Source organism: Thalassobius sp. MITS945101 (assembly GCF_047123305.1).
Lineage (GTDB): Bacteria > Pseudomonadota > Alphaproteobacteria > Rhodobacterales > Rhodobacteraceae > Thalassobius.
In genome coordinates this window covers 3,587,762-3,600,991 of sequence record NZ_CP138918.1, presented here as the reverse complement: position 1 = coordinate 3,600,991, position 13,230 = coordinate 3,587,762, and the positions used below count along the sequence as shown (strand labels likewise).

At 60.1% G+C, this 13,230-nt stretch carries 10 protein-coding genes and 1 tRNA gene; 10 read left to right on the top strand and 1 reads right to left on the bottom strand.

The window, feature by feature from the left end:
• Positions 1-16 precede the first annotated feature (16 nt).
• The 9 genes from acuI to SIC14_RS17680 all read left to right on the top strand — a co-directional run bounded on the left by acuI (position 17) and on the right by SIC14_RS17680 (position 11,052).
• Positions 17-1,006, top strand: a complete 990-nt coding sequence (gene acuI / locus SIC14_RS17720; RefSeq protein ID WP_412563234.1) for an acryloyl-CoA reductase — start codon at positions 17-19, stop codon at positions 1,004-1,006.
• 65 nt (positions 1,007-1,071) lie between these two features.
• Entirely contained in the window at positions 1,072-2,295 is a 1,224-nt protein-coding gene (locus tag SIC14_RS17715) for an aminotransferase class V-fold PLP-dependent enzyme (protein WP_412563233.1), read from the top strand.
• 90 nt (positions 2,296-2,385) lie between these two features.
• On the top strand, positions 2,386-3,834 hold the full coding sequence (locus tag SIC14_RS17710) for a cryptochrome/photolyase family protein (protein WP_412563232.1): 1,449 nt from the start codon (positions 2,386-2,388) through the stop codon (positions 3,832-3,834).
• A 60-nt stretch (positions 3,835-3,894) separates the two neighbouring features.
• Complete coding sequence (locus SIC14_RS17705; protein ID WP_412563231.1) at positions 3,895-5,109, top strand: class I SAM-dependent methyltransferase; 1,215 nt, start codon at positions 3,895-3,897, stop codon at positions 5,107-5,109.
• A 48-nt stretch (positions 5,110-5,157) separates the two neighbouring features.
• A complete protein-coding gene (locus SIC14_RS17700; RefSeq protein ID WP_412563230.1) occupies positions 5,158-5,601 on the top strand; it encodes a TrgA family protein in 444 nt (147 codons plus the stop codon).
• A gap of 59 nt (positions 5,602-5,660) precedes the next feature.
• Positions 5,661-6,788 carry an NUDIX domain-containing protein gene (locus tag SIC14_RS17695; RefSeq protein WP_412563229.1) on the top strand — a complete coding sequence of 376 codons (1,128 nt, stop codon included), beginning with the start codon at positions 5,661-5,663 and terminating at the stop codon, positions 6,786-6,788.
• Between the two features lie 54 nt (positions 6,789-6,842).
• Positions 6,843-7,877: a cysteine synthase A gene (locus SIC14_RS17690; protein WP_412563228.1), complete on the top strand. Its 1,035-nt coding sequence runs from the start codon at positions 6,843-6,845 to the stop codon at positions 7,875-7,877.
• Positions 7,878-7,922: 45 nt separating this feature from the next.
• A complete protein-coding gene (locus tag SIC14_RS17685; protein ID WP_412563227.1) occupies positions 7,923-10,307 on the top strand; it encodes a DUF3772 domain-containing protein in 2,385 nt (794 codons plus the stop codon).
• A gap of 25 nt (positions 10,308-10,332) precedes the next feature.
• The gene (locus SIC14_RS17680) at positions 10,333-11,052 is read left to right on the top strand and encodes an alanyl-tRNA editing protein (RefSeq protein WP_412563226.1); all 720 of its coding nucleotides are present in this window, start codon (positions 10,333-10,335) and stop codon (positions 11,050-11,052) included.
• Positions 11,053-11,077: 25 nt separating this feature from the next.
• Here the strand turns inward: SIC14_RS17680 and SIC14_RS17675 are convergent, their stop codons facing one another.
• Positions 11,078-12,175 (bottom strand): AI-2E family transporter, encoded by a 1,098-nt coding sequence (locus tag SIC14_RS17675; protein WP_412565891.1) that lies wholly within the window; start codon positions 12,173-12,175, stop codon positions 11,078-11,080.
• 364 nt (positions 12,176-12,539) lie between these two features.
• Between SIC14_RS17675 and SIC14_RS17670 the strand changes: the two genes are divergently transcribed.
• Positions 12,540-12,629, top strand: a tRNA-Ser gene (locus tag SIC14_RS17670).
• The last annotated feature ends 601 nt before the right edge of the window (positions 12,630-13,230 follow it).

The following is a 13,230-nucleotide window of genomic DNA, read 5'->3' as shown; positions in this document are numbered from 1 at the left end:
CTGGGGAGGATAGAAGATGTTCAAAGCACTGGTTGTTGACAAATCCGAAGATGGGCACACGCAGGCGGCGGTGCGTGACCTCTCTCTGGCGGAGTTGCCGCATGCTGAAGTTACGGTCGCGGTCGAGTATTCGACCGTGAATTACAAGGATGGGCTTTGCTTGGGGGCAGGCGGCGGTTTGGTGCGCAAGTATCCGCATGTGCCGGGCATTGACTTCGCCGGCACCGTCGAAGCCTCGGAGGATCCGCGTTACAAACCGGGTGACAAAGTTGTGCTGACCGGTTGGCGCGTGGGAGAGGCGCATTGGGGCGGCTATGCGCAAAAGGCGCGGGTGAAAGCGGATTGGCTGGTGCCGTTGCCAGAGGGGCTCAGCCCGCGGCAGGCGATGGCCGTGGGAACGGCGGGATTCACGGCCATGTTGGCGGTCATGGCGTTGGAGGACCACGGGTTGAAGGCGATCCCCGGCCCGGTGCTGGTGACTGGCGCGGCAGGGGGGGTTGGGTCGGTCGCAACAGCGATTTTGGCCAACCTGGGCTACGAGGTTGCTGCGGTGACCGGACGCCCCGAGAGCGAGAAATACCTACGTTCTTTGGGGGCGACACAGATTGTCGCGCGGGAAGAGCTGAACGAAACGACCAAACGCCCGCTGGAGAGCGAGAGCTGGTCTGGCTGCGTTGACGCTGTCGGCGGCGCGATGCTGGCGCGGGTTCTGGGGCAGATGAAATATGGCGGGTCAGTTGCGGCTGTGGGTCTGGCAGGCGGTGCAAACCTGCCCGCAACGGTCATTCCGTTCCTGCTGCGCGGGTTAAACCTGTTGGGCATCGACTCGGTCATGCAACCGTTTGACAACCGGCAACGGGCTTGGCAGCGGGTGGTTACCGATTTGCCGCTGGCACGGCTGGAAGAAATGGTGCAACCGGCGACACTTGCAGATCTGCCGCAGTTGGGCGCCGATATCCTGCAGGGTAAAGTGCAGGGGCGTGTGGTGGTTGATGTGAATGGCTGACACGGGCTAAGGACCGGTGCCCCCGGTCCTTGACGACACCAAAATTGCGAGACAAAGCTTGCGCCATGACTGAATTGGACATCACATTTGTGCGCGGGCAGTTTCCCGCTTTCGCCGAGTCAAGCCTTGCCGGCCAGGCCTTCTTTGAAAATGCCGGAGGGTCCTACACCTGCCGTCAGGTCTTGGATCGTCTCACCCGGTTTTACCACCAACGCAAGGTGCAGCCCTACGCGCCCTATGCGGCAAGCCAAATGGCTGGCGCTGAAATGGATGAGGCGCGGCAGGGTCTTGCTGGGCTCATGGGCGTTGCCACGGACGAGGTGAGCTTTGGCCCCTCCACGACGCAGAACACCTATGTTCTGGCGCAAGCCTTCCGGCAATGGTTGTCACCAGGGGAAGCTATTGTGGTCACAAATCAGGACCATGAAGCCAATTCCGGTCCTTGGCGGCGACTGGCCGACGAAGGGGTTGAGGTGCGCGAATGGCGGATCAACCCGACAACGGGCAAGCTGGAACCAGCGGATCTTGAGAACCTACTGGACGAAAAGGTCCGTCTGGTGTGTTTTCCGCATTGCTCCAACGTTGTCGGAGAGGTCAATCCGGTGATCGAAATCACCGCGATGGCCCATGCAGCGGGGGCATTTGTCTGTGTCGACGGGGTCAGCTATGTGCCGCACGGGATCCCGAATGTGGGCCTCATGGGGCCGGATATCTATCTGTTTTCGGCTTACAAAACCTTCGGTCCGCATCAGGGCATCATGGTGATCCGACGGGATCTGGGGCTGCAATTGCCCAATCAGGGCCATTTCTTCAACAGTGACACCTTGTATAAACGGTTCACCCCGGCCGGGCCCGATCATGCGCAGGTGGCGGCCTGTGCGGGCATGGTGGATTATGCCCGCGATCTGGCGGCGCACCACGGTGCAGGCGGTGATCTGACCGCGATCGGCGAGGCAGCGCATGATTTGATGCGAGCGCGTGAAGTGCAGCTTCTGTCCCCAGTGATGGACTATTTGGCCAATCGCAATGATCTGCGCGTCCTGGGACCACAAGACCCGGAAACCCGGGCGCCAACCGTCGCTGTTGATTTGGGGCGCAATGCGGAGGCGGTGGCGGCAGAGCTGGCGCAACACGGCATTATGGCAGGCGGCGGAGATTTTTACGCGGTTCGAGCGTTGACGGCGCTGGGGATCGATCCGGCGCAGGGTGTGCTGCGTTTGAGCTTTACCCATTACACCAGCGAGGGTGAAATTCAGCAACTTCTCAAGGGTTTGGACGCGGTTCTTTAAGGAACAGCTGTAAATGCGCGTGGGGCAAACGAAGTCCATTAAATTGATCTGGTCGCAAGGCTGCATCGTAATGGCATAAAAGGCTGTTTTATGACGCAAGATCCCTTTGCCGCCCCTATTCTGGTCTGGCTCCGACGTGACCTAAGGCTGCGGGACAATCCTGCCCTGTCGGCAGCGGCCGCGTCTGGGCGGCCTGTTGTGCCTGTCTTTCTGTGGGACCCAGTGTTCGATGCGCTTGGGGCGGCGCCGCGATTCCGTTTTGGGCGCGGTCTTTCGCAGTTTCAAACATGCTTGAAACAATTGGGCAGCGCGCTTGTTCTACGGCGGGGTGAGGCGCTGAATGCGTTGCAACAGTTGGTGGCGGAAACGGGGGCAACGGCGCTTTATTGGAACAGGCAATACGACCCGGGCGGCATTGATCGCGACCGGCGGATCAAAAAACAACTCTCCGATTCCGGGCTGGAGGTGCGCAGTTTCATGGGCAACCTGCTGTGTGAACCTTGGCAGGTTAAAACGGGATCCGGGGGCCATTACCGGGTCTATTCACCGTTTTGGCGTGCCCTGTCCCGGCAGGACATTGCACCGCCGCTCCCTGCGCCGACCCATTTGCGACCGCCGGTGCAATGGCCGCAATCGGATGCGTTGGTCACGTGGCAGCTTGATCGCCCGATGCAGCGTGGCGCTGAGGTGGTTGCCCCTCATCTGCGGGTGGGCGAGGCGGCGGCGCAGGTGCAACTGGCAGCATTTCTGGAGGAGAAACTGCCGAATTATGCTGACCACCGGGATCTGCCCGCGCAACCGGCTACCTCTGGCCTCAGCGAACCTCTGGCCTACGGCGAGGTTTCGGCGCGCGATATCTGGCATCAAACCGCGCTGCGGACAGGGGGCGAGGTGGCCCATAAGTTCCTGAAAGAATTGGCTTGGCGCGATTTCGCCTGGCATCTGACTTATCATGATCCCCATATTTTGACGTCTTGCTGGCGACCGGAGTGGCAAGGGTTTCACTGGCATGAGGACACGCAGGCCGCGGTGTTCCAGGCTTGGCGACAGGGGCGCACCGGCATCCCCCTGGTGGATGCGGGGATGCGTGAGTTGTTTGTGACCGGCAAGATGCACAATCGGGTGCGGATGGTGGTGGCGTCCTTTCTGACAAAACATCTGCGTATGCATTGGCGGCTGGGGCAGGCCTGGTTTGCCGATACGCTGGTGGATTGGGATCCGGCGTCAAATGCGATGGGTTGGCAATGGGTGGCCGGCTGCGGGCCTGATGCGGCGCCCTATTTTCGGATATTCAACCCGGAAACCCAGCGGGCCAAGTTTGACCCGGACCAATGCTACACGCGGCGCTGGCTGGCAGAGTTGTCACCCGATCCGGGGCCGGAGGCATTGGCGTTTTTTGACGCCGCCCCACGCCAGTGGCAGGTCGATCCCGCGCAGGGCTATCCCTCTCCAATTGTTGATTTGGCTGCGGGGCGGCAGGCGGCCTTGGCAGCATTGGTGCAGTTCAAGGCGGGCGCAGAACATCCGTTGAACGAATGAAAACCTTGATCGGAAACGCATTTCTTGCCAGCCTGAGGGAAATCGCTGGGGGAATTGCCAATGATCCTGACGACAACCGAAGGTCAAGAGAACCTGCCCAGATACTTTCCGCAGGTGTTTCAGCAGGCGTGTAAACTGCGCGCAGGCCGGCTGGATTTTACCCTACCAGACGGGCGAACTTTTCGTGCGGAAGGCCAAGCACCGGGGCTGGTGGCGGAGCTGGTGGTGCACAACGTTGATACGTTCACACGTTTGGTGCGCGAAGGTGATCTGGGCTTCTGTGATGCGTATCTGGACGGCTGGTGGGACAGCCCGGATCTGCAGGGCTTTCTGGATCTGCTGCATGACCGCAATGACGACCTCTATGAGGGGTTTCCCGGCATGTTTCTGGTGCGAGCCTATGAGCGGATGCGCCATTGGATGAACGGCAACAGCCGCAAACAAGCACGCAAAAACATCAGTTATCACTATGACTTGGGCAACGCATTTTATGCGCTCTGGCTGGATCCTTCGATGACCTATTCCTCGGCGCTTTTTGAATCCGGCCAAGAAAGTCTGGAGGCCGCCCAAAAGGCAAAATATGCGTCGATGGTGGATCGGATCGGGGCGATGCCCGGCGATCACGTGCTGGAGATCGGCTGCGGCTGGGGTGGGTTTGCGGAATATGCCGCCGGCGAACGTGGCTTGCGGGTCACCGGGCTGACGATTTCAGAAGAGCAGTTGAGTTACGCGCGGGAACACATTGAAAAGGCAGGGCTTTCGGATAGGGTGGATTTCCGGCTGCAGGACTACCGCGATGAGGTGGGGCGCTATGATGGTATCGCCAGTATCGAGATGTTTGAAGCCGTCGGTGAGAAATATTGGCCTGCCTACTTCGAGACGTTGAAACGGTGTTTGAACCCCGGTGCCAAGGCAACCTTGCAGATCATCACCCTGCAAGAAGCGCGGTTTGAAACCTACCGAAAAGGCGTTGATTTTATACAAAAATACATCTTCCCTGGTGGTATGTTGCCGTCCAAAACCGCGCTTCGCGAACAGGTGCAAGCGGTCGGTTTGGAACAGGTGGACAGCTTTGCCTTTGGTGACAGTTACAGCCAGACGCTGCGGCGCTGGCACTACGCGTTTAACGCCCGTTGGCCTGAGGTTGCGGCGCTTGGCTTTGACGACCGGTTTCGGCGGATGTGGAATTTTTACCTGACCTCCTGCGCCGGATCGTTTCGCGGCGAGAATTGCGACGTCGTTCAACTGACAGTAGCCAAACCGGCCAAAGGCTGAGTATATCTGAGAAATCCGTGAACCGCGGGCCAGCGCAAGGAGAGTGACATGGGACTGACAGCAGCACGTGTGGTGGGCGCCATTATGCTTGCCGGGCTGGGATGGCTCGTGTCCGATCTGATCCGCCCGCTGATGCCGGAAAGCACGATTTTTGGCTGGTTCAACTATGTGAACCTTGGTCTGGGCTGGATTGTTGGCTGGTCGATGCTGGGTCCCAAGGCGGGCAGTGGCATGATGGCGGCCCTGGGCAACGGTGTCACCGTGGCCTTTGCGATGGGGTTTCTGGGGCTGTTTACGCAAGCGGTGAATGAGATGCTGCGGCTTTCCACCCGCAAGATGTATGCCGGGCCGATGAAGGCGATTGAGGATCTGTTTCGGATCATGGCAGAGTTCGGTCAGGTGCTGCTGCACCCTACCGTGATTGGGCCGCTGATCATTGGCGCGGTGGTGATTGCAGTGTTGGTTGAAATGGCCAATAGCGTTTGGCGCTGAACCTGTTAAGTCTTGGGGAGATTTGAGTCCCCAAGTGCCAGAGCACCCGGAATCCCGATATGACCGCTTTGTTTTTCTATGGCACCCTGCGCCATCTTCCCTTGCTTGAAACCGTGATCGGCCGTCCGCTGGAGGGCGTTGACCTGTCGGAGGCCGCGCTGCCGGACTATGTGATCCATTGGGCTGACGGGCAGGCCTTTCCTTTGATCCTGCCACAGGCGGGGGGGCAGGCGGTGGGTCTGCTGGGAAAGGGGTTCAGCGATGAAGACGTCGCCCGGCTGGACTATTACGAACGGGTTTTTGGCTATGATCTGAAATGGGTGGAGGTCACCGGCCCCGACGGTGCGCAGAAGGTGCAGATGTTCTGGCCACCAGAAACCACCTATGCTGCGGGACCGGCCTTTGTGTTGTCGGACTGGGCAGCAAGATGGGGCGCGGTGAACTGCCGCGCGGCGGAAGAGGTCATGGGCTACCGCGGTCAGAAAACTCCCGAAGACCTGGGCGCAATCTACGGCATGATCCATGCGCGGGCGGCCTCTTACGTTTTGGCGCAGACCGAAGACACCGTGCTAGGCCCCTCTGGCAATGCACGGGCTGACGTGGAAATTCTTGCGACGTCAAACCCTTACGCAAACTTCTTTGCGCTATCTGAGATGCGGCTGCGTTATCGACGTTTTGATGGCGAGATGAGCCCGGTGCTGGACCGCGCCGCGTTTTTGGGCACCGATGCTGCGCTGGTTCTGCCCTATGACGCTGGGCGCGACCGTGTGTTGCTGATCGAGCAGTTCCGCATGGGTCCCTTGGCGCGCGGTGACAAAGGTCCCTGGCAGCTGGAGCCGATTGCCGGACGGGTGGATCCCGGCGAAACGCCTGAGGACTGCGCCCGCCGCGAAGCCGTTGAGGAGGCTGGCCTGACTCTGGACCGGTTGGAAGAGATCCACCTTGGCTACCCGTCGCCCGGCTGTGTCAGTGAGTTTTTCCACATCTACCTTGGCCTTGTGGACCTGCCTGATGGGGCGGCCAAAGTGGCCGGTGCGGCGGGGGAACACGAAGACATCAAAGGCCATTTGATGCCCCTCGATCAGGCGTTGGAAATGTTGGATGCTGGCCAAATCCGGGTCACGCCGCTGGCGCTGGCGTTGCATTGGCTGGCACGGAATCGGGACCGACTGCGCAACGCCGCTTGAGGTCTGGCACAGAGACGCCTAAATCTGGGTACGAACCTGATAAGGAAAGACATCATGCGCATTGCACGCGACCTGGCAGATGCCATCGGCAAAACCCCTCTGATCCGTCTCAACGCGGCGAGCGAAGCGACCGGCTGTGAGATCCTGGGCAAGGCTGAGTTTTTGAACCCCGGCCAGTCGGTCAAGGACCGCGCGGCGCTTTACATCATCAAAGATGCCATCGCCAAAGGTCAGCTGAAACCGGGCGGCACCATCGTGGAGGGCACCGCTGGCAACACCGGCATTGGTCTGGCGCTGGTTGGTGCTTCGATGGGGTTCAAAACGGTGATTGTGATCCCCGAAACCCAGAGCCAGGAAAAGAAAGACATGATCCGCCTGGCCGGCGCGCAGCTGGTTGAGGTGCCCGCAGCCCCCTACAAGAACCCCAACAACTATGTGCGTTACTCGGAACGTCTGGCCAAGGCCTTGGCCGAAACAGAAGAGAACGGCGTGATCTGGGCCAACCAGTTTGACAATGTGGCCAACCGTCAGTCGCATGTGGAAACCACCGGCCCAGAGATCTGGGAACAGACCGATGGCAAAGTGGATGGGTTCATCTGCGCCGTCGGCTCGGGTGGGACGCTGGCAGGGGTGGGCATGGCGCTGCAGCCCAAGGGTGTGAAAATCGGTCTGGCCGATCCGATGGGTGCGGCGCTTTACAGCTACTATGCCCATGGTGAATTTGCCTCCACCGGAACCTCGATCACCGAAGGGATCGGGCAGGGCCGGATCACGGCAAACCTCGAAGGGTTCACGCCGGATATGAACTACCAGATCGCCGACGAAGACGCCTTGCCGATGGTCTTTGACCTCTTGCAGGACGAAGGCCTGTGTCTGGGGGGCTCTTCGGCAGTGAACATCGCCGGTGCGGTGCGCATGGCCAAGGACATGGGGCCGGGCCACACCATTGTGACAATCCTGTGTGACTATGGCACCCGCTATCAGTCGAAGCTGTTCAATCCCGAGTTCCTGGCCGAAAAAGGCCTGCCGCAGCCGGAATGGCTGACCAAGGAACTGCCCGCGCCGCCAGCGGTTTTTGAAAACCCCTAAGATATGGCGTTGCGGGGGCAGGGGAGGACATGGTGGACCAGCTGGGTGAATGCCCTGCTGGTCGCCTTTTTGCTGGCGCTGCCGGTGCTGCCACTGCTGGCAGATCCTGCATGGGCGCAGAGCGGTGGCGCCCCCGCCGCCAATGCTGAAACCGAAGCCTGGGAACGCACCGCCGCCCGCGCCGAGGCCGCTTTGGAGGCAGGACGTGCCTCTGATGCAGCACTGGAGGCGCTGCGGGCCGAACTGGTCAGCTGGCGCGAAGATTTCCTGAAAGCACAGGGCGCAAATGCCCAGCGGATTGCCAATCTGCGGCGGCAGTTGGCTGTGCTGGGCGACGCCCCCGACGAAGGCGGCGAAAGTGCCGAGATCGCAGCGCGGCGCAGCGACCTGACCGGCCAGCTGTCCCGCCTTCTGGCTCCGGTTCTGGCCGCCGAAGAGGCGCACAGCCGTGCCAGCGGCTTGATTGCCGAGATTGACAGCATTCTGCGCAACCGGCAGGCCGATGCCTTGGTTTCCTTGGGGCCAAGCCCGATCAATCCGGTGCTCTGGCCCGACGCGCTGGTGGAGCTGTCCAGCGCTCTGACGGGGCTGCGCAATGAGTTGCAGGGCAATCTGGATAATGAATTGCGCCAGTTCGAGTTCCGCCAGAACCTCTTGGTTACACTGCCGCTGACGCTTTTTGGTTCTGTGATGTTGCTGCGCGGGCGTCGCTGGGCTGGTGGTCTTGCCGGACGTCTGCGCCATCTGCCCGGCCCACTGGGCGAGGTCTGGTCCTTCCTTGTGTCGATGGCCAAGGTGGCGATGCCCTGGGCGGGGCTGTTGCTGCTGACTCAAGCGGTGCTCAACAGTGGTTTCATTGGCCTGAAGGGTGAGGTTCTGCTGGCACAGCTGCCGCTTTGGGGCGCGATCATTCTGGCGGCGCGCTGGCTTTGTGAACGGCTGTTTCCAGATGCACCGGCGCCTGCGGTCTTTGACGTGCCCGAAACCCGACGCGGCGAGATGCGCCGACTGGGTGTTATGCTGGGCCTTTTTGTTGTACTGGCGATGGCAACGCAGACCTTCGCCGGTGTTACAGTACTGACCCCAGCCACGGCAGCGGTGCTAAGCTTCCCTGTGCTGGTGCTGACCAGTCTGGCGCTGGCGCGTCTGGCGCGGGTCATTCGCGGCATGCTGGCACCACGTCTGGAGGCAGCTGAAGAATCTGTGCCCTTCCGGCTGCGCGCTGTGCGGCTGTTGGCGCAGGGGGCTCTGATCATTGCCATGGTCAGCCCCGTTTTGGCAGCTGTCGGCTACCGCAACGCCGCCGAGGCGCTGGTCTATCCGGCGGCCATCACCAGCGGTCTTTTGGGGCTGCTGTTTGCGATGCAATATTTCACCGAACAGGCCTATGCGTTGGCCACCAAACGCGATGGTGATCCCGGTGAGGCACTGATCCCCGCCTTGATCGGGGTTGCGCTGGTGGCGCTGTCGCTGCCGGTTCTGGCGCTGGTCTGGGGCATGCGCTTTACCGACCTGACAGAATTGTGGTCGCGTTTCCTGGAAGGTCTGACCATTGGCGACACCCGTATTTCGCCCAGTGACTTCCTCAGCTTTGTGCTGTTGTTTGCCATCGGCTATGTCATCACGCGGATGCTGCAAAACGCGCTCAAAAGCTCGGTGCTGCCCAAAACGCGGATCGATCAGGGTGGACAGACGGCGATTGTGTCCGGTGTCGGCTACATCGGTATCACCATCGCCGCCGTGGTGGCCATCACCGGCACGGGTCTGGACCTCAGCAGCATTGCAATTGTCGCCGGGGCGCTGTCCGTGGGGATCGGCTTTGGCCTGCAGACCATTGTGTCGAACTTCGTCTCTGGCATTATTCTCCTGATCGAACGACCCATTTCCGAAGGTGACTGGATCGAGGTGGGGGGGCAGATGGGCTATGTGCGTGACATTTCGGTGCGGGCCACACGGATTGAAACCTTTGACCGGACCGATGTGATCATTCCCAATGCTGATCTGGTCAGCGGCACAGTCACCAATTTCACCCGTGGCAACACGGTGGGGCGGGTGATCCTGCGCGTTGGGGTGGCCTATGGCACCGATACACGGCGGGTCGAGGCAATCCTGCGCGAAATTGCCGAGGCGCATCCGATGGTGGTGGCAAATCCGGCGCCTGCGGTGCTGTTTCAGGGCTTTGGCGCTGACAGTCTGGATTTTGAGATCCGCGCCATCCTGCGCGATGTGAACTGGTCGCTGACTGTGCGTTCCGAGCTGAACCACGCTATTGCCGCACGGTTCACCGAAGAAGATATTGAAATCCCCTTTGCGCAGCGCGACATCTGGCTGCGCAACCCCGAAGCGTTGCGTCCCGCCAGTACAGCGCCCGCCAACACGGGTGAAACGGGGCAAGAAGAGCCTCCAATTGAATTGAAAAAACCTGAATAAGCCTTATTGAGCCAAGGAGTATGACATGACCGAAGCCCTGTTCCGCGAAGATGCCTATCAACGCAGCGCGGAGGCGCGGGTGGTGTCGTTGACGCCTGAGGGTGGGATCGTGTTGGATCAGTCGATTTTCTACCCCACCGGTGGCGGCCAGCCAGGCGACAGCGGCTCTGTCACCTGGCAGGGCGGAGAGATCAGCATCGCCACCACCGTCAAAGGGGATGAGGGTGCGATTGTTCTGGTGCCTGCCGAGCCATCCCAATTGCCCCCTGCGGGCACCAAAGTCACCCAAGACCTCGATTGGAACCGCCGGCACCGCCACATGCGGGTGCACACGGCGTTGCACCTGTTGTCTGTGGTGATCCCCCTGCCGGTAAGCGGTGGCTCGATCGCTGCGGACAAGGGGCGGCTTGATTTCGACATGCCTGAGGCGCCAGAGGACAAAGAGGCTCTGGCCGAGGCGCTGAATGCTCTGATCGACCGTGATCTTCCGATCTCGGAAACATGGATTTCGGACGCCGAGCTGGAGGCCAACCCCGGTCTTGTCAAAACCATGTCAGTGATGCCCCCGATGGGGCAGGGCCGGGTACGGCTGGTGCGGATCGGCGCAGGAGACGATCAGGTGGATCTGCAGCCCTGTGGCGGCACCCATGTGGCGCGCACCAGCGAAATTGGCCGTATCCGTCTGGGCAAGGTCGAGAAAAAGGGCAAGCAGAACCGACGGGTTTACCTGCATCTTGATGACTGAACGTTAGGCACGCTGCCCGCTTGGTTCAGGCGGCGTTGTCTTCGCTCTCGGTGGCGGGGGTTTCCACCTGCGGAGCCTCATCCGTATCCTGCTCCGGCAGACCCTCCCGCGACAGCAGAATGGCAATTGGGCGCAGTTCCGGCACCTGAGAGCAGATGATCATCATCGCCACCATGATCGGCACCGACAGGAACATCCCCGGGACGCCCCAGACCGCCCCCCAGAAGGCAAGGTTGATGATGATCCCGAAGGACGACAGTCGCAGCGCCCGCCCCATCAGCATCGGATCGATCACAGAACCGGCCAGAAACTGGATCAGCCCCACGGTGACAAAAATCGCGGCCGTCGGTCCCGGTTCCCCCAATTGCACAAAGGTCACCAGCGCCACCAGAACGGTGGCCACGATAGAGCCGATGTTGGGGATATAGTTCAGCACAAAGGTCAGAATGCCAAGCGCGGCTGCCAGCTCCAGCTGGAAGAACCCTGCCACCACATAGACCATCACCCCGGTCGCCGCACTGACGCCGGACTTTACCAGCAGGTAGTAGTTCACCCGGTGAATAATGGTGCCAATGGTGCGGCCAACCCGTTTCGCCCTCTCTTCATCACCGATAAAGTTCAACAGCTTGGTGTTGAACCAGATCCGCTCGGCAAAGAGGAAGCCAACAAAAAGGATGATCAACACGGTGGCCGACATCAGGTTACCCGCCTGACCTGCCGCAGTGCGCAGGTAGCTGCCCACATCAACTGAGCTGACCGAGTTGAACACCGACTGCTCCACATCTTCGCCCATCCAGGCCACCATCGCGGCAACCGCCCGTGGCAGGTTTTCCGCATATGTCAGCGTGGTGGTCAGAACCGTGTTGATCTGGCTCAGGATGATGGAGGTCAACACCAGCATCCCCGCTGAAATCAGCGCCAAAGCGGTCAGTGAGGCCAAGAGGTTTGGGATCCGCAGTGGGCCAATCCGTTGCCGGGCAATGAAATTGATCGCATCGCTGGTCAAGGAGAACAGCACAATCGCCGTCGCCAAGGACACCAGCAAGAACCGCGCCTGCACCAGCAAAAACAGCACCACTGCAAAGGCAATGATGATCAGCGCCCCGGTCTGAACCCGATCCATCTGTGTTTTGCCACGTTCCAGAACGGGCAGGCGGCGGGCAGTTGGGGGGCGGCGGTGGCTTTGGTTCATCGGGACTTGCTTTCGGGGTCTTGCGAGCGGCCTTGAGCAGGCCGGAGAGGACAGCGCACCCTAGGTGCGCGGGCACTATGTGCGATGCGGGCTCAGGATACAACAGATCAGCGCGTTTTCAGATGGATAGGCCTGTCACATTTCGGTGCCATGCTGAAAAGCTGACCAGAGGGCTGCGGCAGCGGAGCGGGCACAAAAATCTCAATTTGGCGCCGATAGTTTCACTTTTGGGCTTGCGGAGGCGGGAGAGCTTTTATAGATGGTGCTCACCTTCTCTTCTGCGGAAGAGAATTGTAGAGAGGTGGCCGAGTGGTCGAAGGCGCGCGCCTGGAAAGTGCGTAGGCGGGAGACCGTCTCGAGGGTTCGAATCCCTTCCTCTCTGCCATATTCACCACTTAAGTTGTTGGTTTTGGTAAACAAATACCAAGGGCTCCGAGCTGGTCCCACATCTGGTCCCACATCCCAACAATTACTCAAAAAAGAATTTGACCTTTGTATCGCGACGCGTATCAGATGGCCTCGATCCCTTTGGATCCGTCTTTCGAAGATTCGCAAGGCGCCTTCTAATCGTTTCCAGACTTATGACGGGTCAGGAAAACCTACACTTTCAGGTTTTTCACTATGTCGTCACGTCTGGACTCCGTCTCCACTCCTGTATCTTTGTTCGACCACTCTGGCGTAGATGCGCCTAAGGTGGCGCCTCTCGAGGCAGCAAGTCAGCGCTCTGTCGGGGCGCTCGTTCCACAGTCTGAGGCCCCACCGTGCGCCTTGCCTATTCGTGAACCTGCCGGTGCAGCTTCTTACGTCGATTGTGGCGCAGATCAGCAGAAATATCTGTCTGTTCAGTCTGTTGCGCAACGCTATGAGGTGTCTGTGGCCACTGTGTGGCGCTGGGCGCAGAAGAAACCTGGCTTTCCCAAGGGTGTGCAACTTTCGCCTGGAACAACGCGCTGGTATCTCCCGGACCTGCTGGCCTTTGAGATGAT

Bases quoted from the DNA above. Each gene is read 5' to 3' on its own strand.
- SIC14_RS17690 (WP_412563228.1), top strand. From the start codon at position 6,843: ATGCGCATTGCACGCGACCTGGCAGATGCCATCGGCAAAACCCCTCTG.
- SIC14_RS17715 (WP_412563233.1), top strand. From the start codon at position 1,072: ATGACTGAATTGGACATCACATTTGTGCGCGGGCAGTTTCCCGCTTTC.
- SIC14_RS17695 (WP_412563229.1), top strand. From the start codon at position 5,661: ATGACCGCTTTGTTTTTCTATGGCACCCTGCGCCATCTTCCCTTGCTT.
- acuI (WP_412563234.1), top strand. From the start codon at position 17: ATGTTCAAAGCACTGGTTGTTGACAAATCCGAAGATGGGCACACGCAG.
- SIC14_RS17680 (WP_412563226.1), top strand. From the start codon at position 10,333: ATGACCGAAGCCCTGTTCCGCGAAGATGCCTATCAACGCAGCGCGGAG.
- SIC14_RS17705 (WP_412563231.1), top strand. From the start codon at position 3,895: ATGATCCTGACGACAACCGAAGGTCAAGAGAACCTGCCCAGATACTTT.
- SIC14_RS17675 (WP_412565891.1), bottom strand. From the start codon at position 12,175: ATGGATCGGGTTCAGACCGGGGCGCTGATCATCATTGCCTTTGCAGTG.
- SIC14_RS17700 (WP_412563230.1), top strand. From the start codon at position 5,158: ATGGGACTGACAGCAGCACGTGTGGTGGGCGCCATTATGCTTGCCGGG.
- SIC14_RS17710 (WP_412563232.1), top strand. From the start codon at position 2,386: ATGACGCAAGATCCCTTTGCCGCCCCTATTCTGGTCTGGCTCCGACGT.